This is a genomic window from Streptomyces sp. NBC_00078 (genome assembly GCF_026343335.1).
In the GTDB taxonomy this organism is placed as follows: Bacteria; Actinomycetota; Actinomycetes; order Streptomycetales; family Streptomycetaceae; genus Streptomyces.
The window spans coordinates 4,613,987-4,635,073 of sequence record NZ_JAPELX010000001.1 but is presented as its reverse complement, the minus strand read 5'-3'; the positions used below and the strand labels follow the sequence as shown (position 1 = coordinate 4,635,073).

The window sequence follows — 21,087 nt, the reverse complement described above, 5'->3', positions numbered from 1 at the left end:
CCAGGTCATGAACTCGACGAAGAGTTCACAAGACGAGGAGTTGACCCAGCATGGCCGCCGAACTGACCACGCACGAGCTGATCTCCCAGCACCGGCCCACCCTCGACCAGGCGCTGGAAGCGATCCGCACACGCGCGTACTGGTCCCCGCACCCCGAACACCCCAAGGCCTACGGCGAGAGCGGCAGCCTGGACATGGCGGCGGGCAAGGCCGCCTTCGACGCCCTCCTGGGCACCCGCCTGGACCTCGGCCAGCCCGGCACGGACGACTGGGTGGGCGGCGAGGTCTCGCCGTACGGCATCGAGCTGGGCGTGAGCTACCCGCACGCCGACATCGACGAGCTGCTGCCCGCCATGAAGGCCGGACAGCGCGCGTGGCGGGACGCGGGCGCGGAGATGCGCGCGATGGTGTGCCTGGAGATCCTCAAGCGGATCAGCGACCGGACGCACGAGTTCGCACACGCGGTCATGCACACCAGCGGCCAGGCGTTCATGATGGCGTTCCAGGCGGGCGGCCCGCACGCGCAGGACCGCGGCCTGGAGGCGGTGGCGTACGCGTACGTGGAGCAGGTCCGCACACCCGACACGGCGGAGTGGAGCAAGCCGCAGGGCAAGCGCGACCCGCTCGCCCTGACCAAGCAGTTCACGTCGGTCCCGCGCGGGATCGCGCTGGTCATCGGCTGCAACACCTTCCCGACGTGGAACGGCTATCCGGGCCTGTTCGCCTCCCTGGCCACCGGCAACGCGGTCCTGGTCAAGCCCCACCCGCGCGCGGTGCTGCCGCTGGCGCTCACCGTGCAGGTCGCCCGTCAGGTGCTCGCCGAGGCCGGCTTCGACCCGAACCTGGTGGCCCTGGCCGCCGAGCGTCCCGGTGAGGGCATCGCCAAGACGCTGGCCACCCGCCCGGAGATCCGGATCATCGACTACACGGGCTCGACGTCCTTCGGCGACTGGCTGGAGGCCAACGCCCGCCAGGCGCAGGTCTACACGGAGAAGGCCGGCGTGAACACGGTCGTCGTGGACTCCACGTCGAACTACAAGGGCATGCTCTCCAACCTGGCGTTCTCGCTGTCGCTGTACAGCGGCCAGATGTGCACCACCCCGCAGAACCTGCTGATTCCGCGTGACGGCATCCGCACCGACGACGGGCCCCGCACCTTCGACGAGGTGGTCGCCGACCTAGCCCGCTCGGTGGACGGCCTGCTCGGCGACGACGCGCGCGCGAACGCCCTGCTGGGCGCGATCGTCAACCCGGACGTGAAGGCCCGCCTGGAGGCCGCGGCCGGTCTCGGTGAAGTCGCCCTGGCCTCACGGGAGATCAGCAACCCGGAGTTCCCGGACGCGGTCGTGCGCACCCCCGTGATCGTGAAGCTGGACGGCGCGCGGAAGTACTGGGAGGGGGCGGACGACGAGGCCGCGTACATGAGCGAGTGCTTCGGTCCCGTCTCGTTCGCCGTCGCGGTCGACTCTGCGGCCGATGCGGCGGAGCTGCTGCGGCGCACCATCCGTGAGAAGGGCGCGATGACGGTCGGGGCCTACACGACCGACGCGGAGGTCGAGCAGGCGGTCCGGGAGGTGTGCCTGGAAGAGGCCGCCCAGCTGTCGCTGAACCTCACGGGCGGGGTGTACGTGAACCAGACCGCCGCTTTCTCCGACTTCCACGGCTCGGGCGGCAACCCTGCGGCCAACGCGGCGCTCACGGACGGCGCGTTCGTGGCCAACCGCTTCCGTGTGGTGGAGGTCCGCCGGGAGGCCTAAAGGGCAAGGCCGTGAAGTTATGGGCTGATGGGCCCTGTCAACAGGATGTCGATGCTGATGGTGGCCTTGTAGGTGCGTCGGTCCACTCGCAGGCTCTTGTACGCGTATCGGGACAGTGGTCGCTTGACGGCGCGGGGGCTGACGCGCAGGCGGCGGGCTGTCATCGGGTGGTTCAGGACGGCTCGTCCGATGGTTCCGACGAGGTCGATGGTGGTGTCGGCGATGATGCCTGCGGCTTGGACGACCTGGTCGCGGGCGGTGTGGAGGGCGATGCTGAAGCTGGCCCGGTCGGGGTCCGCGTGGGGGAGGGTCGCGGTGGCGTCGGCGATGGCAATCCTGATCAGCTGGTAGGCGGTCAGCAGGGCGTAGACCTCCTGGGCGATACCGGACATGGTCCGGGCGCGCAGGACCCGGCGCCCGAGGATGGACTTCTTGATCGCGAAGAAGGCGGACTCCACTTCCCACCGCTCGTGATACTGCTTGACCAGCTCGAATGCCGGGTAGCGGCGGTGGTCGAGCAGGGTGGTGGCCAGCCGGTAGACACCGGTGGTGCGCCCGGCGGTGGTGGCGATGGTGATCTCGCACTCGATGACGCGGACCTCCAGCCGGCCGATCCTGGACAGGAACGAGCCGTCCTCGTAGCGGTGCAGGATGGGTGGTTTGCGGGTGGCGGACAGCCGGGCGAGGAACGCGGCGCCGGTGTCCGCGACCGTGGTCAGGAAGGCATTGGAGGACAAGCCGCGGTCCAGCAGGACGAGCATGCCCTCGTGCAAGGAGCGGGCCAGGCGCTTGCCATGGGTGGTCTCGCCGCTGGTGCGCGGGCCGAAGACCGCGTCGATCACGGCCCGGGTGCCGCAGGCGACCAGGGTGACCAGGCAGATCTGGGGATAGCCTGAAGTGGCGTACTGGTTGGAGCCTTTGCCCAGGTGGGCCCGGGTGGCGGGAGCGTCGGGGACGTCGAGGTAGGTGCCGTCGACGGCGACGACCAGCAGACCCGCCCAGCGGGCCCCGGTGGTGCGGATCGCGCTCGCCGGGCCGCGCAGCAGGTCGAACAGGGCCCGCATGGGGCGGACACCGAGCCGGGCGCGGGCGTGCCACAGTGCCGTTGCGGTGACCTTCGGGACCGGCAGGCAGTGCAGTGCGGAGGTCAGCCTGGCCCACACCGCCGGATAGCCGCACTCCTCGAACAGAGCAGCGGCCAGGAGGAGGTAGACGACCACCCGGGCGGGGAGTTTCCGCAATCGCTGCTGGACGGCCCCGCACTCAGCCAGGGCGGCGTCGACCATCTCGAACGGGACGATCTGCGTCAACTCACCCAAGTGACCCGGAGCGAAAAGACCGTCGGCTACCGCGATCTCGCGGCTGATGACACACTGACCCGACAGCGGAGCCTCCGGTGCTGTGAACGGCTTGTCTTGGCGGACCAGCCAGTTCTACCGGGGCTCCGCTTCTCGCGTCCGGTGTTCCTCCAGATCAGACCCCACTTGCAGCCACGGACCCGCCCCGTAACTTCATGGCCTTGGCCTAAAGGGCGCTCGCGCCCCCGGTGGCACTCCAGTGGTACAGCGTCATGGCCACACTCGTCGCCAGGTTGTAGCTGGAGACCTGGGGACGCATCGGGAGAGACAGCAAGTGGTCGGTCCGTGCGCGTAGTCCGGCGGACAGCCCGCTGCGCTCGGAGCCGAAGGCGAGGACGGCGTCGTCCGGGAGCTTGACCCCCCGGATGTCGTCGCCCTCCGGGTCCAGGGCGTACAGCGGGCCCGTCGGCAGCTCGTCGACGGCCAGCCGTTCCACGGCGGTCGCGAAGTGCAGTCCCGCCCCGCCGCGCACGACTGTGGGGTGCCAGGGATCCAGCGTGCCGGTGGTGACCACCCCGGTCGCGCCGAACCCGGCGGCCAGCCGGATCACGGCACCCGCGTTGCCGAGGTTGCGCGGGTTGTCGAGGACCACGACGGGTGCGGTACGGGGGGTGTGCGCCAGCCTGTCGAGGCTGGCCGCGCGGGACGGTCGTACGGCCAGGGCCGCCACGGCCGTGGGGTGCGGGCGCGGGACCAGACTCCGATACGCCGACTCCGGCACCTCGGTGAGGAGTTCGGCCAGCCTGTCCCGTACGTCGGGGGCCAGTTCGTCGGCGAGGGCGAGCGCCGCGCGGCGGTCGGCGGTGACCGCCACCGGCACCTCGGCTCCGAAACGCACGGCGTGCTTGAGGGCGTGGAAGCCGTCGAGCAGCACGCAGGTGCCGGCGAGCCGGCGCCAGTCGCTCACAGGGCCTGCAGTGGGGTCGGTCATGGCGTGCAGCCTACGTGCGCGTGCGCACGGCACTCCGCCCTCATGCCAGGAAGATCACGCCGGATGCCCGGGAGACCATGCCGGCGAGATCGCGTGCGCGGGCGCTGCGCTCACGCCGTGGGGCCCTATCGTGTTGGGCGCTGCGCTCAGGCCGTGGAGCCCGCTCGTGTGGGCTCGGGGTTTTCCTGGGCCCGCGGCCCCGGCAGCGTCACACGGCCGCCGCGGGCAAGGACGCGCTCACGCGCGCGTGCCGCCCAGCCGCCCAGGCGGCGCAGCAGCGACGTCGGCAGGAAGACCGCGTCCGCCGCGATCATGGCGAGCGAGAAGAACGGCAGGCCGAGAACCACGGCGATCACGGCGTGCTCGGTCATCATCGCGGCCAGCAGGACGTTCTTGACCCGCCGGTTGAACAGGGTGAAGGGGAAGGCGACCTGCACGATGACGGTCCCGTACGTCACCAGCATCACCATCGTGCCGCTGGAGGACAGCAGATCGGCGAGCCCGGGCCAGGGCGTGAAGTAGTCCAGGTGGAGGGGGTAGTAGACCGCGGTGCCGTCCTGCCAGCGCGTGCCCTGGATCTTGTACCAGCCGGCTGTCGCGTAGATCAGACAGGCCTCTGCCATGATCACGAAGAGGGCGCCGTTGTGCACGATGTTGGCTATGACGTCCAGCAGGATCCGGGGCTCCTCGCTCTTCGCCCTGCGCCTCACGACCCACGCCAGGGCGGAGGCGAGCCACACGACCCACAGGATCACCGGCGCGGTCGGGTCGACACCGTCGAACCGGCCGCCGGCGGTCACCGCGACCAGCGCGAACCCGAGCAGGCCCCACAACACCGGGCCGACCCGGTCCGGGACGTACTGGTCCAGGACGTACTCGTCCGAGACGTACTGGCCCGAGACGTACTCCCCACGCGCGCGTGCCTCACGCGCGATCCGTGCCCGCCGCGCGTCCAGCGACCAGACCTGGCCGCAGCGCGTGAACACGAGGTAGACGGACATCAGGTGCAGGACGTTGTCGCCGCCGTCCCCCATGAAGACGCTGCGGTTCTGCAGCGTGAGGACGCCGATCATGAACAGAACGGACATGGTGCGGGTGCGCCAGCCGAGCAGCAGCAGCAGGCTCGACAAGACGGCGAGCACGTAGACGATCTCGAACCAGCCCCGGGTGTCCGACCACATCAGAGCTGTGAAGGCGCTGTTGGACGAGATCAGCTGCTGGGCAAGGCCCCAGCTCCACGGGCTTCCCGGACCGTACAGCTCCTCGCGGTGGGGGGTCTCGCGCAGCAGGAACAGCAGCCAGGTCGCGCTGAAGCCTATGCGGACCACGGCGGTCTGATACGGGCCGAGCGCCGCCCCGGTGATGCGCGAGATGGCGGAGGAGACCGCCAGGGCGAAGCGGTTCACTCGGCGCCTCCGTCGGTGTCGGCGGCCGTGACCGGCCACCAGGGCAGCACACGGTCCATGGGCTTGTCCGAGATCTTCTCCGTGCTCCACTTCGGCGGCGGCACGTTGGTGGTACGGGAACGCACCTGGACCTGCTCGATGACGCCGCCCTTGCCGGACGCGTCGTCGCGGTCCAGGCGCAGCATCACTACGCGCCGCAGGTAACTCTCGGACAGGGTGCCGCGCAAGCCCGTCGAGCGGTTGGTGCTGTCGTGCGTGGCGACGAAGAAGTCCCAGGCCCGGCGCAGTTCGTTCTGCTGTGTGTGGCTGGGCAGCAGATTGCCGTCGATGGCCCGGCCGTCCTCGGCGGACAGGTCGTACCAGCCGGTGGTCCGCAGCTCTCCGTTCTTCGCCTGCACCTCGGCGCGGACCTGGACCGCGATGTCCTGCTGCAGCGGGTTCGGCGCGAAGAGCTTCCAGTTCTGCTCGAACTCCGGGTAGATCCAGTCGTCGATCGCCTTGCCGTGCGCCTTGGTCAGCGTGTTCGCCGGCGCGACGTGCAGAAAGACCATGCCGACGTGCACACAGGCGACGACGGCGACGACCGCGAGCGCCAGCGCGGCGCCGATCTGGTAGCGCGGGGAGAGCGCGGCCACACCGGTACGCGGCTCAGGGTCCGGGCCGGAGACAGAGGCACAGACAGAGGTGGAAGTGGAGGTGGAGGTGGAGGTGGAGACGGGTGCGGGAGCGGCGGGGGAACCTGCGGAGGGCCAGGCCCCAGGATCGACTCCGCCCGTGTCCGAACCGGCTATCCGCCTCGAACCGGTGATCCGCTCAGAACCAGCGATCCGCTTCGGTCCGCCGTCGGGCGCGGGTGAACCGTCACGGTCAGACGTACCGTCGGGATCCGGTGCAGCGTCGGCCTCGCGTGACCCGTCCGACTCGCGTGCGCCTTCGGGCTCGGATCCGCAGGCGGGCTCGGATGCGTCGTCAGGTTCGGACGGGCCGTCTCCTTCCGGAGACCCCTCAGGCTCGTACGGCCCGTCCGCCTCGGGCGCTTTGTCCGGATCCGGCGCACCGCCGGGCCTGTCCGGCCCGCGCCGGGCGTCCGAGTCTGTGCCGTACGCGTCCATTCCGCCCCGTCTCCCGATCCCGGTCGTTCTTCCAGCGCCCCGGCCGCCCGGCCGCAGGGACGCCGTGCCGCCTGTGCGCAGCGCGCCGCCGCTCTCGCACGGGCACCGTACTCAGGCCCGCCCGTGCGGCACAGCCCCTGCCGGGCGGCCGATCACGGCGTACGCGAGGTCCCCCCTTTGTCCACAGGGCACGCCCGCAGGTTATCCACAGCGGTTGACACCTTACGGCGCCCGTCCCACCATGGAAGCGCATGAACCGAACGATCGGTCGGGAGCCTGCTCCGGACAGAGCCCAGGTCGAGGGGGACCTCATGGCTACAGCAGCCGCGCACCAGACGTACGACACCGAGGAAGACACCGCCGCCACCGGTGCGTACGAGCGTGCCTTCGACGCCGCCGTGGCCGCCGACGAGCGCATCGAGCCGCGTGACTGGATGCCCGACGCCTATCGCGCGACGCTCGTCCGGCAGATGGCACAGCACGCCCACTCCGAGATCATCGGCATGCAGCCGGAGGCCAACTGGATCACGCGCGCGCCCAGCCTGCGCCGCAAGGCCATCCTGATGGCCAAGGTTCAGGACGAGGCGGGACACGGCCTGTATCTGTACAGCGCCGCCGAGACCCTCGGCACCAGCCGCGAAGAGCTGCTCGACAAGCTCCACTCGGGCCGGCAGAAGTACTCCTCGATCTTCAACTACCCGACGCTGACCTGGGCGGACGTCGGCGCGATCGGCTGGCTGGTGGACGGCGCCGCGATCACCAACCAGGTCCCGCTGTGCCGCTGCTCCTACGGCCCCTACGCACGCGCGATGGTCCGCGTCTGCAAGGAGGAGTCCTTCCACCAGCGCCAGGGATACGAGCTGCTGCTCGCTCTCAGCCGCGGCACCACGGCACAGCACGAGATGGCACAGGACGCGGTGAACCGCTGGTGGTGGCCGTCCCTGATGATGTTCGGCCCGCCCGACGACGAGTCGGCACACTCCGAGCAGTCGATGACGTGGAAGATCAAGCGGCATTCGAACGACGAGCTGCGCCGGCGCTTCGTCGACATCTGCGTCCCCCAGGCCGAGTCCCTCGGCCTCACCCTCCCCGACCCCGACCTCAGGTGGAACGAGGAGCGGGGACATCACGACTTCGGCGCGATCGACTGGACGGAGTTCCGGGAGGTCCTCAAGGGCAACGGCCCGTGCAACGAACAGCGGATCACCCAGCGCAAACGCGCCCACGACGAGGGCGCCTGGGTACGGGAGTCCGCCGCGGCCTACGCGGCCAAGCACACCGGCGAGACAGGAGCGACGCGAGCATGACGAACACCGACTGGCCTCTGTGGGAGGTCTTCGTGCGCTCACGCCGCGGCCTCTCCCACACCCACGCCGGCAGCCTGCACGCCCCGGATGCGGAGTTCGCCCTGCGCAACGCCCGTGACCTGTACACCCGCCGCGGCGAGGGCGTCTCGATCTGGGTCGTCCCCTCGTCATCGATCACCGCGTCGTCACCGGACGAGAAGGACCCGTTCTTCGAACCGGCCGCCGACAAGCCGTACCGGCACCCGACGTTCTACGAGATCCCGGAGGGGGTGAAGCACCTGTGAGCACCCCTGAGACAACCCCAGCAACCACGACAGCTACGGCGACCACGACTCCCCCGACAACGGCTGCCCTCGCCCTCGGCGACGACGCCCTGGTGCTCTCGCACCGCCTCGGAGAGTGGGCGGGGCACGCTCCCGTCCTGGAGGAGGAGGTCGCCCTCGCCAACATCGCGCTGGACCTGCTGGGCCAGGCCCGCGTGCTGCTGTCGATGGCGGGCGACGAGGACGAGCTGGCGTATCTGCGGGAGGAACGCGCCTTTCGCAACCTCCAGTTGGTGGAACAGCCGAACGGCGACTTCGCCCACACCATCGCCCGCCAGCTCTACTTCTCCACCTACCAGCACCTGCTGTACGCGGAGCTGGCCACCGGCCACGGCCCCTTGGTCGGCCTGGCCGCGAAGGCCGTCAAGGAGGTCGCCTACCACCGCGACCACGCCGAGCAGTGGACGCTGAGGCTCGGCGACGGCACGGAGACCGGCCACGAGCGCATGCAGCGCGCGTGCACGGCCCTGTGGCGGTTCACCGGCGAGATGTTCCAGCCGGTGGACGGCCTGGAGGTCGACCGGGCCGGGATGGAGACGGCCTGGCTGGAGTCCGTCCAGACCGTGCTGCACCGGGCCACCCTGACGGTCCCCGAGGGACCGCGGACGGGTGGGTGGACGGCCGGCGCGGGACGCCAGGGCGTGCACACCGAGCCCTTCGGCCGGATGCTCGCCGAGATGCAGCATCTGCACCGCAGCCACCCGGGGGCGTCATGGTGACCACCACCGCGCTGGAGGCGGAACTCCTCTCGGTCGCGGGCGCGGTGCCCGACCCCGAACTGCCCGTGCTCAGCCTGCAGGAGCTCGGCGTCCTGCGCGCGGTGCATGTGCGCGGCGCGGACGCGGTCGAGGTCGAGCTGACCCCGACGTACACCGGCTGCCCGGCCATCGAGGCGATGGCCCTGGACATAGAGCGGGCGCTGCACGCGCACGGCATGCGCGACGTCACCGTCCGCACGGTGCTGCAGCCCGCCTGGTCGACCGACGACATCACGGCCGAAGGGCGGCGCAAGCTGCGGGAGTTCGGGATAGCGCCCCCGCGCGCGCGAACGGAGCCGGGACCGGTCTCCCTGGAACTCGGCCCGACGCGCACGACGGCCGCCGCACCGGACCCCGTGCACTGCCCGCACTGCGGCAGCGCCGACACCGAGCTGCTCAGCCGCTTCTCCTCCACCGCCTGCAAGGCACTGCGGCGCTGTCTTGCCTGCCGTGAACCCTTCGACCACTTCAAGGAGTTGTGATGGCCCGCTTCCACGCGCTCCCGGTGGCGGCGGTCGACCGGCTCACCGACGACTCCGTGGCCCTCACTCTCACCGTGCCGCCTCACCTGCGCGAGGAGTACCGGCACGCCGCGGGCCAACACCTCGCCCTGCGCCGCCGAACCGACGGAGCGGAGATACGGCGCACGTACTCGATCTGCTCCCCGGCCCCGTCCCTCGACGGCGAGGGCCCCCACACGCTGCGGGTCGGGGTGCGGCTGGTCGAAGGCGGAGCGTTCTCGACCTACGCGCTCAAGGAGATCAACGTCGGCGCCGAGCTGGAGGTGATGACCCCGGCCGGCCGCTTCACCCTCGACCCGGCACCCGGCCTGTACGCGGCGATCGTGGGCGGCAGTGGCATCACCCCGGTGCTGTCGATCGTCTCGACGCTGCTGGCGCGTGAGCCGGAAGCCCGGTTCTGTCTGATACGCAGCGACCGGACGGCCGCCTCGACGATGTTTCTCGACGAGGTCGCCGACCTGAAGGACCGCCATCCGCAGCGGCTGCAGCTGGTGACGGTGTTGTCCCGGGAGGAACAACAGGCGGGCCTGCCGTCCGGGAGGCTCGACCAGGAGCGGCTGACCGGGCTGCTCCCGGCGCTGCTGCCGGTGGGACAAGTGGCGGGATGGTTCTTGTGCGGACCGTTCGGGCTGGTGCAAGGCGCCGAGCGGGCCCTGCGCGGCCTCGGTGTGGCCCGCACGCGCATCCACGAGGAGATCTTCCACGTGGACGCCGCCACCCCCACCGCGGCCGTGACCGCCCTCGCGCACAGCACGGTGACCGCCCGGCTCGACGGCCGCGGCGGGACCTGGCCCGTGCAGGACGGCGAGTCCTTGCTGGAGACGGTCCTGCGCAACCGTTCCGACGCGCCCTACGCCTGCAAGGGCGGAGTGTGCGGGACCTGCCGGGCCTTCCTGGTCAACGGCGAGGTGCGCATGGACCGCAACTTCGCGCTGGAGCCGGAGGAGACGGATGCCGGGTATGTGCTGGCGTGCCAGTCGCATCCGGTGACGGAGAAGGTGGAGCTGGACTTCGACCGCTGACGGCGAGGGCGCCCGGTGGCGGGTGGCGCGGCGGCGGGCGGCTCGCCGGCCGGCGGCTCGGCGGCGGGCCGGGCCGCGACACCTGGACCCCGTCGGTGCCGCTCCGGTCGGTTCGGCCGCGCCGTTCCCTTCTTCTAGAACCTGTTCTATCTTGACGGTCCGTCAGATCAGCGGACCCGCTGGAGGGACAGGACGTGGACTTCACCTTCACCGAGGAACAGCAGGCGGCGGCCGAGGCGGCACGGGGGGTGTTCGCCGGGGTCGTGCCGGACGCGGTGCCCAGTCCCTCGCTGGTGCCGGGCGCCGTCGCCGACGACTTCGACCGCGCTCTGTGGACCAGACTCGCCGAGGCGGACCTGCTGAGCCTGCTGCTGGACACGGAGTACGGCGGGGCGGGCCTGGATGCCATCGCGCTCTGCCTGGTGCTGCGGGAGTCGGCCAAGGCCCTGGCGCGCGTCCCGCTGCTGGAGACCAGCGCCGCCGCAGCCGCCGTACAGGCCTACGGTGGCGAGGAGTTGAGATCGTCGCTGCTCTCCCGTGCCGGGCGGGGCGAGGTGGTGCTGACCGTCGCCGCGAACGGCCTTACCGGCCACGATCCGGCCGAACTCGCCGTGACCGCGCAGCAGGACGGCGACGCGTGGATCCTGGACGGGATACAGACGGCGGTGCCCTGGGCACACACCGTCGACTTCGTCGTCGTACCGGCCCACACTCCCGCCGGCCGGACCCTCCTCGCCGTGGTCCCCCGCATCCACCAGGGCGTCTGCCTCGGTGAGCAGATCTCCACCACCGGCGAGCGGCTCGGCGAGGTGCGCCTGGAATCCACGCGGATAGCGAACCGTGACGTCATCGACGCCGACGGCGCCTGGGAATGGCTGCGCGAGCTGCTGACCTGCGGGACATGTGCGCTGAGCCTCGGCCTGGGTGAGCGGGTGCTCGCGATGACCAGTGAATACACCGGCAAGCGGGAGCAGTTCGGCTTCCCCGTCGCGACCTTCCAGGCCGTTGCCGTGCAGGCCGCCGACCGTTATATCGACCTGCGCGCGATGGAGGTGACACTGTGGCAGGCCGCGTGGCGGATCGCCTCGGCGGCGTCCGGCGTGCTGCCTGTCTCCGGTGACGTCGCCGTCGCCAAGATCTGGGCCTCGGAGGGCGTCCGGCGGGTCGTGCAGACTGCACAGCACCTGCACGGCGGGTTCGGGGCCGACGTCGAGTACCCCCTGCACCGGTACCACGCCTGGGCCAAGCACCTGGAGCTGCAGCTCGGCCCGGCGGCTGCGCACGAGGAAGCCCTGGGCGACCTGCTGGCGGCGCACCCGCTCGGCTGAGTCCTGCCACTCGGCCGAGCCCGGCCCTCGCGGGCTACAGGACGAACCCGGGCTGCCCCTCGTCCGTCACGACGGGGCGGCCCGCGGACGCCCACACCTGCATGCCGCCGTCGACGTTCACGGCGTCGACGCCCTGCTGGACGAGGTACATCGCGACCTGCGCCGAGCGGCCACCGGAGCGGCAGATCACGTTGACGCGGCCGTCCTGCGGCGCGGCCTCCGTGAGCTCGCCGTAGCGCGCGACGAAATCGCTGATGGGGATGTGCAGTGCCCCTTGCGCATGACCCGCCTGCCACTCGTCGTCCTCGCGGACGTCCAGCAGGAAGTCGCCGTCCTTGAGGTCTCCGACCTCGACCGTGGGCACACCAGCTCCGAAATGCATGCCGGAGACGCTACCCGACGCGGGCGACCACGGAACGGGCGGCCGGAGCGCGCGGGACGAGCAGGCTCACAAGCACAGCGATCCGGCGACAGCCCCGAACCGAAACGACTGCCCCCGCACCAAAGGGCAACCGCCTCACGACCGCCTCACGGCCACCGCGCAGCATCGGCGCGCATGGACCACACGCCCGGGTCGGACGCCCCGGATCGCGCGCCCCCGGGTCACACGCCCCCAAGGACGGACCCGCGGCCGCGGCTCACCCCAGCAGCTCGGCCAGCTCCGCCTCGCGCTGGGAGACATCGGCCAGGAGCTTTTCGGCGATCTCCTCCAGGAGCCGGTCGGGATCGTCCGGTGCCAGCCGCAGCATCGCGCCGATCGCGCTCTCCTCCAGTTCTTTGGCTACCAGCGAGAGCAGTTCCTTGCGCTGGGCGAGCCATTCGAGGCGGGCGTAGAGCTCCTCGCTGTGGCTCGGACCGCGCTCCTGCGGCGCCGGTCCCTTGGCCCACTCCTCGGCGAGCTCCCGCAGCAGGGTCTCGTCGCCACGGGCATAGGCAGCGTTGACCCGGGTGATGAACTCCTCACGCCGCGCCCGCTCGGTGTCCTCCTGTGCCAGGTCGGGGTGGGCCTTGCGGGCCAGTTCGCGGTAGAGCTTGCGGGCCTCGTCGCTGGGGCGCACCCGCTGCGGAGGCCGCACGGGCTGGTCCGTGAGCATCGCCACGGCTTCCGGGAAGAGGCCCTCTCCGTCCATCCAGCCGTGGAACAGCTCTTCGACTCCGGGCATCGGCAGCACCCGGGCCCGGGCCTCGTCCGCCTTGCGCACGTCCTCGGGGTCGCCGGTGCGGGCGGCCCGGGCCTCGGCGATCTCCGCGTCCAGTTCGTCGAGGCGGGCGTACATCGGGCCGAGTTTCTGGTGGTGCAGCCGGGAGAAGTTCTCGACCTCGACGCGGAAGGTCTCCACCGCGATCTCGTACTCGATCAGCGCCTGCTCGGCGGCCCGCACGGCTCGCTCCAGCCGCTCCTCGGGACGGGGCGCACCGTTTTGGGGCGTCGCCTGCGCCTCACCGGCGACACCACCCTGCTCAGCTTCCGGGCTCGTCACCCGCCCAGCGTAGGCCACGACGGGGGCGACCACTCCGGCCCACCGCCACCGCCAACATCACCCATCGCCCCCGACGTCACCGTCCCTCGCCCCGAGCCTCAGCACACTCCGCGTCCACCCACTGCACCGCCAGGTCCCGGCAGGCCACCATCAGGGTCCCGGGCCGGCACGCGATCTCATGGGTGCAGCCGTCCGCGTGCGGCAGCACCTCGTCGAGGATCACATCGCCCAGCCCGCTCACATCGCACACGTCGAGGACGTCCACCTGGAAGCGCGAGACCCCTTCGTACCGCACGAGGAGGTCCTGGTCGTGCTTGAAGCAGTTGTGACCGAAGCGGATCTCGATCTCGTCCTCGCCGATCCGGCGCACACCCTGCGGTCTGAGATCCTTCACACAGCGCTTGCCGTGGAAGTCGTAGTGGCCCGAATCCGTGGCGAACGCCCGTGCCCCCGGCGGCAGTTGCGGGGCAAGCGCCGGCAGCCGGGCCAGATAGGGCCGCGGGTCGATGATCCCCGTCACATCACCGTCCCGCCCGTCGAGGTCGACGTACTTCACCCCACGCTCCTCACAGGCCGTCTCCTGCGAGCACGCCCCCTCACACCCCCGTCTCCGCCGCGATCCGCCCCGCCCGCACCGCGGACACCAGATCGCCGTGGTCGGCCTCCGTGCGGTCGGCGTAGACGACGGCGAAGTCGGCGATCGCCTCGTCCAGTTCCTCGTTCTTGCCGCAGTACCCGGCGACCAGGCGCGGGTCGGCACTGTGGGAGTGGGCCCGGGCCAGAAGTGCGCCGGTCATGCGGCCGTAGTCGTCTATCTGGTCCGCGGCCAGCGCCGCGGGGTCGACGCTGCCCTTGCGGTTGCGGAACTGCCGTACCTGGAACGGCCGACCGTCCACCGAGGTCCAGCCCAGCAGGATGTCGCTGACGACCTGCATGCGCTTCTGCCCGAGAACCACCCGGCGGCCCTCGTGCGCCACCTCCGGCGCCTCGAAGCCCGCGGTCACCAGGTGCGGCACGAGCACCGAAGGGCGCGCCTCCTTGACCTGGAGGACGAGGGGCTGCCCCCGGTGGTCCAGGAGCAGCACGACGTACGACCGCGTGCCCACGCTGCCCGTGCCGACGACCCGGAAGGCGACGTCGTGCACCGCATGGCGGGCCAGCAGCGGGAGCCGGTCCTCGGAGAGCGTCGTCACGTACTCCTCAAGAGCCGCCGCCACCGCCACGGCCTCCTCGTCCGCCACCCGCCGCAGCACCGGCAGCGCCTCGACGAAGCGGCGCCCGCCATCCTCGAGCTGCTCCGTCGACTTCGCCGCGAAGCGTCCGCTCGTGTTGGCACGCGCCTTCTCGGAGACCCGCTCCAGCGTGCCCACAAGGTCGTGGGCGTCGGTGTGGGAGACGAGCTCCTCGTCCGCGATGGCGTTCCACGCGTCCAGCACCGGCAGCTTGGCGAGCAGCCGCATGGTGCGGCGGTAGGCGCCGGTCGCGTCGTACGCCGCCTTGCGGCATTGATCCTCGTCGGCGCCCGCCTCCCGGCCGGCGAGCACGAGCGAGGCGGCGAGCCGTTTGAGGTCCCACTCCCAGGGGCCGTGAACCGTCTCGTCGAAGTCGTTCAGATCGATGACCAGGTCGCCGCGCGCATCGCCGTACAGGCCGAAGTTGGCGGCATGGGCGTCTCCGCAGATCTGCGCCCGGATCCTCGTCATCGGCGTGCGCGCGAGGTCGTACGCCATCAGGCCCGCCGAGCCGCGCAGGAAGGCGAAGGGGGTGGCCGCCATCCGGCCCGCCCGTATCGGGGTGAGCTCCGGAATCCGGCCGCGGTGGGACTCCTCGACCGCGACGGCCGCGTGCGGACGGGAGCCGTCGAGGTCGAGCGCGGAGTGCGCACTGCGCGGCACCCGCTTGCGCAGCGCCTTGCCCTCGTCCTTGGGTGAACCCTCGACGGGCCACCTGGCGAAACCCTGCACTCGCGGAAGCCGCCGCACACCCGACTCCGCCGCCACCGCCGCCGCTTCTCCGACTCCGGTCAACACGACCGCCTCCCCCGCACGTGCACGAACATCAACTCGTGCCGACCGTACAGCCGGTGGCCGAAGCGCGTCAGGCCCTGTGGACAACTCCGCACCTGTGGAAAACTCCGGCGCGGGACCGGGGGAGCGGGGCATGTGATTGTCCTCACCAGGTAATACGCCTCACACGGCCCCGGACAACGCGAAAGCCCCCAGGTCCGAGACCTGGGGGCTTTCGACTGGTGCGCGAGGGGGGAGTTGAACCCCCACGCCCTTGCGGGCACTGGAACCTGAATCCAGCGCGTCTGCCTATTCCGCCACCCGCGCATTTGGGTGTGTCCTCCGGCTCCGGACCCTGTTGGGCTGGCGCCTTCCGACACGCAGAACATTAGCACGCTGGCCGGGGTGGGTTCACATCCCTTATGCCTGGGCAGCCGCTCACCAGCACAAACGTGACATCCGGCCGAGGCCGGCCGTCCGACCGGCGTCCGGCCGGACTCCCCCCACCCCCCACTTCACGACTCGGCCCAGGACCGGACGCACCGCGCGACTCGACCCGGAACCCGACCCCCGACTCGCCCCAGGACCCGACCCATGCCCGACCGACCCGCCAAGCCCCTCGCTGCGTATCAACACGTGCCGGTTCACGTATCAACCTCGTACCGGTCCTGCCCGTCTCCCCAGGAGCCGGGCAGGGACCACAGTCAGGTGCGGGACACTGGTCAGCGGCCGCCTCTACGATCCTTGGCAGAAGGAGTGCGCGGGAAGAGTTCGAAGGAGAGCTTCGGAGGGAACTTCCGGAAGGAACTTCGTCGAGCGTCGACACCCGTCGACGAGGCCGACGGGGGGAACCAGCCGATTCACCCGCGCGTGGATACGATCAGTAAGCAGTACCAGGTAACGCAGGGCCCGCCAGGCGGGACACAGGACGGCAGCGAGATCGGAGGAGGTGCCTCATGGGAGTCATGAAGAAGTTCGAGCAGCGTCTCGAAGGTCTGGTCAACGGCACCTTCGCCAAGGTGTTCAAGTCCGAGGTCCAGCCCGTGGAGATCGCCGGAGCGCTCCAGCGCGAGTGCGACAACAACGCGACCATCTGGAACCGCGACCGGACCGTCGTACCCAACGACTTCATCGTGGAGCTGAGCACGCCGGACTTCGAGCGGCTCAGCCCCTACTCCGGCCAGCTCGGCGACGAGCTCGCCGGCATGGTGCGCGACTACGCCAAGCAGCAGCGCTACACGTTCATGGGGCCCATCAAGGTCCACCTGGAGAAGGCGGACGACCTCGACACCGGCCTGTACCGGGTCCGCAGCCGTACGCTCGCCTCCTCCTCCAGCCAGCAGGCTCCCGGCCCGGCCGCTCCGGCGGCTCCCGGAGCGGGTCGCCCCGGCGGAGGTTACGGCTACCCGCCGGCCGCCGCCCCGGCGGGCGCCCCGCCCATGCCGGTCGCGCCTCCGCCCGGCGGGCACTCCGGTGCAGCGCCGTTCGGCCAGCGGCCCGCGGCGGCTCCCCCGCCGGCGGCCGGCGGCCGCACGCGCCACTGGGTCGAGATCAACGGTGCCCGCCATCAGATCTCCCGCTCGACGCTGGTGCTGGGCCGCAGCACCGAAGCCGACGTGCGGATCGACGACCCCGGCGTCTCGCGCCGGCATTGTGAGATCCGGACCGGAACGCCCTCGACGATCCAGGATCTCGGGTCCACCAACGGCATCGTGGTGGACGGGCAGCACACCACCCGCGCTACGCTCCGCGACGGCTCGCGGATCGTCGTGGGCAGTACCACCATCATTTACCGGCAAGCCGAAGGGTGAAGCGGGGGCAATGTCAGAGCTGACCCTCACGGTCATGCGGCTGGGTTTCCTGGCCGTACTGTGGCTGTTCGTGATCGTGGCCGTGCAGGTCATCCGCAGCGATCTGTTCGGTACGCGCGTCACGCAGCGCGGGTCGAGGCGCGAGGCCGCCCGGCCGCAGCAGGCGGCGCGGCAGCAGGCCGCGCCGCCGCAACAGCGGCAGCAGGCCGCCGGCGGCGGCCGCCAGCGCCGCAACGCCCCCAGCAAACTGGTCGTCTCCGAGGGCACCCTCACCGGCACGACCGTCGCGCTGCAGGGCCAGACCATCACCCTGGGCCGTGCGCACGACAGCACGATCGTGCTGGACGACGACTACGCCTCCAGCCGCCATGCCAGGATCTACCCGGACCGCGACGGCCAGTGGATCGTCGAGGACCTGGGCTCGACCAACGGCACGTACCTCGACCGGAGCCGGCTGACGACCCCCACGCCGATTCCGCTGGGCGCGCCGATCCGCATCGGCAAGACAGTCATCGAGCTGCGGAAGTAGTACTACGTCATGAAAGAGCGCGAGCGGAGCGAGCACGCAGCGGCGGCCCCCACCACGGGCCCCGGCGCGCTCCCGACCGGAGGGTGGGCACCGTGCGGATGTACCCGGAGCCGACGGGCGAGGTGCGCATGAGTCTGTCACTGCGTTTCGCCGCCGGATCGCACAAAGGCATGATCCGGGAGGGCAACGAGGACTCCGGATACGCCGGTCCGCGTCTGCTCGCGATCGCCGACGGCATGGGCGGCGCCGCCGCCGGCGAGGTCGCCTCCTCCGAGGCCATCTCCACCATCGTCGCGCTCGACGACGACGTGCCGGGCTCCGACATCCTCACCTCCCTCGGCACCGCCGTGCAGCGTGCCAACGACCAGCTGCGCGCCATGGTCGAGGAGGACCCGCAGCTGGAGGGCATGGGCACCACGCTCACCGCCCTGCTGTGGACCGGCCAGCGCCTCGGACTCGTGCACGTCGGCGACTCGCGCGCGTACCTGCTCCGCGACGGCGTCCTCACCCAGATCACCCAGGACCACACCTGGGTGCAGCGTCTGGTCGACGAGGGCCGCATCACCGAAGAGGAAGCCACCACCCACCCCCAACGCTCCCTGCTCATGCGGGCGTTGGGCAGCGGCGAGCACGTCGAGCCCGACCTCTCCATCCGTGAAGTCCGCGCCGGCGACCGCTACTTGATCTGCTCCGACGGCCTGTCCGGCGTCGTCTCCCACCAGACGCTCGAGGACACCCTCGCCAGTTACCAGGGCCCCCAGGAGACCGTCCAGAACCTGATCGAGCTCGCACTGCGCGGCGGCGGACCCGACAACATCACGGTCATCATCGCCGACGTCCTCGACCTCGACACCTCGGACACCCTCGCCGGGCAGCTCTCCGACACCCCGGTCGTGGTCGGCGCGGTCGCCGAGAACCAGAACCACCTGCACGACAACGGCATCATGCAGACCCCCGCGGGACGCGCCTCCGGCCTCGGCCGCCAGGTACCCGGACAGGGCGGCGGCGAGTTCGGCCCGCCCGGCTCCGGCGACACCACCGGTTACGTCCCGACGGGCGGTTTTGGCGACTACAGCGACGCCGACTTCGTCAAACCCCGCAGGGGCAGCAGGTGGGCGAAGAGATCCTTCTACATCGTGCTCGCGCTCGCCGTCGTCGGAGGCGGCCTCTACGGCGGCTGGCGCTGGACGCAGACGCAGTACTACGTCGGCACCCAGAGCGAGCACGTCGCGCTGTACCGGGGCATCAGCCAGGACCTGGCCTGGGTGTCGCTGTCGAAGGTGGAGAGGGACCACCCCGAGATCGAACTCAAGTACCTGCCGCCGTACCAGCAGAAGCAGGTCAGGAGCACGATCGCCGAGGGCGGCCTGACCGACGCCCAGTCGAAGATCAACGAGCTTGCCGTGCAGGCCTCCGCGTGCAAGAAGGAGTCCGAGCGTCAGGCGGCCGAGAGCGAGAAGAACTCGAAGACCGGCGCGGGCGAGGCGGGCGGCACCACGGGAACCACCAGGACCTCCCTCACGTCCAAGGCAACACCCAGCCCCTCGACCTCACCGACCCCGTCCGCATCAGCGACCGCTCCCACCCCCAGCCCCGGCCCCAGCCTCTCGGAGGATGAGCAGAAGGTCGTCTCGCTGTGCGGTAAGCAGTAGGCAAGCCGTGAGAGGCCCTGTCACACGATGAGCAGTACTACCAACACACCGACGCACCACACGTCCACGATCGGCGCGATCGGCGCACCGAGCCGGCGCAACACCGAACTCGCGCTCCTGGTGTTCGCCGTGGTCATCCCCGTGTTCGCCTACGCCAACGTGGGCCTGGCCATCGACGACAAGGTGCCGACCGGGCTGCTGAGCTACGGCCTGGGACTCGGCCTGCTGGCAGCCGTCGGCCACCTCGCCGTACGGAAGTTCGCACCGTACGCCGACCCGCTGCTTCTGCCCCTGGCCACGCTCCTCAACGGCCTCGGACTCGTCGTCATCTGGCGCCTCGACCAGTCCAAGCTGCTGCAGTCGCTGCCCAACTACGTGCAGGCCGCACCCCGTCAGCTTCTGTACACGGCGCTCGGTATCGCCCTGTTCGTCGTCGTGTTGATCTTCCTCAAGGACCACCGAGTCCTGCAGCGCTACACCTACATCTCGATGTTCGGCGCGCTCATTCTGCTCATCCTGCCGCTGGTGCCAGGCCTCGGCGCCAACATCTTCGGCGCCAAGATCTGGATCAGGGTCCCGGGCCTCGGCACCCTGCAGCCCGGTGAGTTCGCGAAGATCGTGCTCGCCATCTTCTTCGCCGGCTACCTGATGGTGAAGCGCGACGCCCTGGCCCTCGCCAGCCGCCGCTTCATGGGTCTGTACCTGCCACGCGGCCGCGACCTCGGTCCGATCCTGGTCGTCTGGCTGATGTCGATTCTCATCCTGGTCTTCGAGACCGACCTCGGCACCTCGCTGCTGTTCTTCGGAATGTTCATCGTCATGCTGTACGTCGCCACCGAGCGGACCAGCTGGATCGTCTTCGGTCTGCTGATGTCCGCGGCGGGCGCGGTCGGCGTGGCCAGCTTCGAACCGCACGTCCAGCAGCGTGTCCAGGCATGGCTCGACCCCATGAAGGAGTACACGCTCAGCCAGGCCGGCGTGGGCGGCCACTCCGAGCAGTCGATGCAGGCCCTGTGGGCCTTCGGCTCCGGCGGCACCCTCGGCACCGGCCTCGGCCAGGGCCACTCCGAGCTCATCCGGTTCGCCGCCAACTCCGACTTCATCCTCGCCACCTTCGGCGAGGAGCTGGGCCTGGCCGGCATCATGGCGATCCTGCTGATCTACGGCCTGATCGTGGAGCGCGGCGTGCGCACCGCACTCGCCGCCCGCGACCCCTTCGGCAAGCTGCTCGCCATCGGCCTCTCAGGCGCCTTCGCCCTCCAGGTGTTCGTCGTCGCCGGCGGTGTCATGGGCCTCATCCCGCTCACCGGTATGACCATGCCGTTCCTGGCCTATGGCGGTTCCTCCGTGCTGGCCAACTGGGCCCTGATCGGCATCCTCATCAGAATCAGCGACACCGCCCGCCGCCCGGCACCCACCCCTGCCGGTAACCCCGACGCCGAGATGACCCAGGTGGTCCGCCCCGGCGGCGCCGGACCGGTGGAGTGATGCTGATCACTCCCCGAAACATCGCCACCGACCACTACTGCTGCTTCGCCGTGGCCAGCGGCAACCCGCCGAAGTGCTGACCTGCACCCCGGCTCCTGCCTGACGGACGGCTTCCGGAACCGGCACCCGCCGGGGCCGGAAGCCGTCCGTGCTTCCGGAACCCGTCGCTCCTCCGATGCGTCTCTCCACCAGTCGTCATCCACAGCCCCGCCCGGGGGACACAGCCTCTGCCCCTAGAATGTGGGCGGCCAGGATGAGCACCACTCCAGCACCATCGACACCGAGAGACTGAAGCGG

19 protein-coding genes and 1 tRNA gene are annotated in these 21,087 nt (G+C 70.6%); 11 read left to right on the top strand and 9 right to left on the bottom strand.

Translation table 11 applies throughout. The annotated features are described in order from the left end of the window. The first annotated feature begins 50 nt into the window (after window positions 1–50). Window positions 51–1,757, top strand: a complete 1,707-nt coding sequence (paaN, locus tag OOK07_RS21755; protein WP_266682456.1) for a phenylacetic acid degradation protein PaaN — start codon at window positions 51–53, stop codon at window positions 1,755–1,757. 17 nt (window positions 1,758–1,774) lie between these two features. On the opposite strand, the gene OOK07_RS21750 is transcribed toward paaN, so the two are convergent. From OOK07_RS21750 to OOK07_RS43715, 4 genes are all read right to left on the bottom strand, one after another. Then, the gene (locus OOK07_RS21750) at window positions 1,775–3,112 is read right to left on the bottom strand and encodes an IS4 family transposase (RefSeq protein ID WP_266801994.1); all 1,338 of its coding nucleotides are present in this window, start codon (window positions 3,110–3,112) and stop codon (window positions 1,775–1,777) included. 169 nt (window positions 3,113–3,281) lie between these two features. Continuing rightward, window positions 3,282–4,046, bottom strand: a complete 765-nt coding sequence (locus tag OOK07_RS21745) for a TrmH family RNA methyltransferase (protein WP_266682455.1) — start codon at window positions 4,044–4,046, stop codon at window positions 3,282–3,284. Window positions 4,047–4,192: 146 nt separating this feature from the next. Beyond that, complete coding sequence (locus tag OOK07_RS21740; RefSeq protein WP_266798038.1) at window positions 4,193–5,452, bottom strand: HTTM domain-containing protein; 1,260 nt, start codon at window positions 5,450–5,452, stop codon at window positions 4,193–4,195. Then, window positions 5,449–6,087 carry a DUF5819 family protein gene (locus tag OOK07_RS43715; protein ID WP_405671330.1) on the bottom strand — a complete coding sequence of 213 codons (639 nt, stop codon included), beginning with the start codon at window positions 6,085–6,087 and terminating at the stop codon, window positions 5,449–5,451. The genes OOK07_RS21740 and OOK07_RS43715 overlap by 4 nt, the downstream gene beginning before the upstream one ends. 788 nt (window positions 6,088–6,875) lie before the next feature. Between OOK07_RS43715 and paaA the strand changes: the two genes are divergently transcribed. From paaA to OOK07_RS21705, 6 genes are all read left to right on the top strand, one after another. Next, a complete protein-coding gene (gene paaA, locus OOK07_RS21730) occupies window positions 6,876–7,871 on the top strand; it encodes a 1,2-phenylacetyl-CoA epoxidase subunit PaaA (protein ID WP_266682452.1) in 996 nt (331 codons plus the stop codon). Next, entirely contained in the window at window positions 7,868–8,155 is a 288-nt protein-coding gene (gene paaB, locus OOK07_RS21725) for a 1,2-phenylacetyl-CoA epoxidase subunit PaaB (RefSeq protein ID WP_266798034.1), read from the top strand. The genes paaA and paaB overlap by 4 nt, the downstream gene beginning before the upstream one ends. After that, the gene (paaC, locus tag OOK07_RS21720) at window positions 8,152–8,913 is read left to right on the top strand and encodes a 1,2-phenylacetyl-CoA epoxidase subunit PaaC (protein ID WP_266682450.1); all 762 of its coding nucleotides are present in this window, start codon (window positions 8,152–8,154) and stop codon (window positions 8,911–8,913) included. Before paaB ends, paaC begins: the two co-directional genes overlap by 4 nt. Continuing rightward, window positions 8,907–9,434: a 1,2-phenylacetyl-CoA epoxidase subunit PaaD gene (gene paaD / locus OOK07_RS21715; protein WP_266798033.1), complete on the top strand. Its 528-nt coding sequence runs from the start codon at window positions 8,907–8,909 to the stop codon at window positions 9,432–9,434. Before paaC ends, paaD begins: the two co-directional genes overlap by 7 nt. After that, window positions 9,434–10,495 (top strand): 2Fe-2S iron-sulfur cluster-binding protein, encoded by a 1,062-nt coding sequence (locus tag OOK07_RS21710; RefSeq protein ID WP_266798031.1) that lies wholly within the window; start codon window positions 9,434–9,436, stop codon window positions 10,493–10,495. Before paaD ends, OOK07_RS21710 begins: the two co-directional genes overlap by 1 nt. A gap of 194 nt (window positions 10,496–10,689) precedes the next feature. Next, window positions 10,690–11,823: an acyl-CoA dehydrogenase family protein gene (locus OOK07_RS21705; RefSeq protein ID WP_266798029.1), complete on the top strand. Its 1,134-nt coding sequence runs from the start codon at window positions 10,690–10,692 to the stop codon at window positions 11,821–11,823. A gap of 34 nt (window positions 11,824–11,857) precedes the next feature. Here the strand turns inward: OOK07_RS21705 and OOK07_RS21700 are convergent, their stop codons facing one another. From OOK07_RS21700 to OOK07_RS21680, 5 genes are all read right to left on the bottom strand, one after another. Continuing rightward, the gene (locus tag OOK07_RS21700; RefSeq protein ID WP_266801998.1) at window positions 11,858–12,187 is read right to left on the bottom strand and encodes a rhodanese-like domain-containing protein; all 330 of its coding nucleotides are present in this window, start codon (window positions 12,185–12,187) and stop codon (window positions 11,858–11,860) included. A gap of 274 nt (window positions 12,188–12,461) precedes the next feature. After that, complete coding sequence (locus OOK07_RS21695; protein ID WP_266682446.1) at window positions 12,462–13,304, bottom strand: J domain-containing protein; 843 nt, start codon at window positions 13,302–13,304, stop codon at window positions 12,462–12,464. A gap of 76 nt (window positions 13,305–13,380) precedes the next feature. Further along, the gene (locus OOK07_RS21690) at window positions 13,381–13,860 is read right to left on the bottom strand and encodes a hypothetical protein (protein WP_266682445.1); all 480 of its coding nucleotides are present in this window, start codon (window positions 13,858–13,860) and stop codon (window positions 13,381–13,383) included. Window positions 13,861–13,900: 40 nt separating this feature from the next. Further along, complete coding sequence (locus OOK07_RS21685) at window positions 13,901–15,331, bottom strand: DUF2252 domain-containing protein (RefSeq protein WP_266683657.1); 1,431 nt, start codon at window positions 15,329–15,331, stop codon at window positions 13,901–13,903. A 219-nt stretch (window positions 15,332–15,550) separates the two neighbouring features. Beyond that, window positions 15,551–15,637, bottom strand: a tRNA-Leu gene (locus OOK07_RS21680). A 629-nt stretch (window positions 15,638–16,266) separates the two neighbouring features. Here OOK07_RS21680 and OOK07_RS21675 point away from each other — a divergent pair. The 4 genes from OOK07_RS21675 (at window position 16,267) to OOK07_RS21660 (ending at window position 20,790) form a co-directional block, all read left to right on the top strand. Continuing rightward, window positions 16,267–17,121, top strand: coding sequence for an FHA domain-containing protein (locus OOK07_RS21675; RefSeq protein ID WP_266682444.1), 855 nt, complete (start codon window positions 16,267–16,269; stop codon window positions 17,119–17,121). 10 nt (window positions 17,122–17,131) lie between these two features. Next, window positions 17,132–17,650 carry an FHA domain-containing protein FhaB/FipA gene (locus tag OOK07_RS21670; protein ID WP_266517894.1) on the top strand — a complete coding sequence of 173 codons (519 nt, stop codon included), beginning with the start codon at window positions 17,132–17,134 and terminating at the stop codon, window positions 17,648–17,650. A 98-nt stretch (window positions 17,651–17,748) separates the two neighbouring features. Further along, the gene (locus OOK07_RS21665; protein WP_266801997.1) at window positions 17,749–19,302 is read left to right on the top strand and encodes a Stp1/IreP family PP2C-type Ser/Thr phosphatase; all 1,554 of its coding nucleotides are present in this window, start codon (window positions 17,749–17,751) and stop codon (window positions 19,300–19,302) included. A 27-nt stretch (window positions 19,303–19,329) separates the two neighbouring features. Then, window positions 19,330–20,790 carry an FtsW/RodA/SpoVE family cell cycle protein gene (locus OOK07_RS21660; RefSeq protein ID WP_266798027.1) on the top strand — a complete coding sequence of 487 codons (1,461 nt, stop codon included), beginning with the start codon at window positions 19,330–19,332 and terminating at the stop codon, window positions 20,788–20,790. The last annotated feature ends 297 nt before the right edge of the window (window positions 20,791–21,087 follow it).

Bases quoted from the DNA above. Each gene is read 5' to 3' on its own strand.
- paaN (WP_266682456.1), top strand. From the start codon at position 51: ATGGCCGCCGAACTGACCACGCACGAGCTGATCTCCCAGCACCGGCCC.
- OOK07_RS21745 (WP_266682455.1), bottom strand. From the start codon at position 4,046: ATGACCGACCCCACTGCAGGCCCTGTGAGCGACTGGCGCCGGCTCGCC.
- paaA (WP_266682452.1), top strand. From the start codon at position 6,876: ATGGCTACAGCAGCCGCGCACCAGACGTACGACACCGAGGAAGACACC.
- paaB (WP_266798034.1), top strand. From the start codon at position 7,868: ATGACGAACACCGACTGGCCTCTGTGGGAGGTCTTCGTGCGCTCACGC.
- paaD (WP_266798033.1), top strand. From the start codon at position 8,907: ATGGTGACCACCACCGCGCTGGAGGCGGAACTCCTCTCGGTCGCGGGC.
- OOK07_RS21710 (WP_266798031.1), top strand. From the start codon at position 9,434: ATGGCCCGCTTCCACGCGCTCCCGGTGGCGGCGGTCGACCGGCTCACC.
- OOK07_RS21675 (WP_266682444.1), top strand. From the start codon at position 16,267: ATGGGAGTCATGAAGAAGTTCGAGCAGCGTCTCGAAGGTCTGGTCAAC.
- OOK07_RS21670 (WP_266517894.1), top strand. From the start codon at position 17,132: ATGTCAGAGCTGACCCTCACGGTCATGCGGCTGGGTTTCCTGGCCGTA.
- OOK07_RS21665 (WP_266801997.1), top strand. From the start codon at position 17,749: ATGTACCCGGAGCCGACGGGCGAGGTGCGCATGAGTCTGTCACTGCGT.
- OOK07_RS21660 (WP_266798027.1), top strand. From the start codon at position 19,330: ATGAGCAGTACTACCAACACACCGACGCACCACACGTCCACGATCGGC.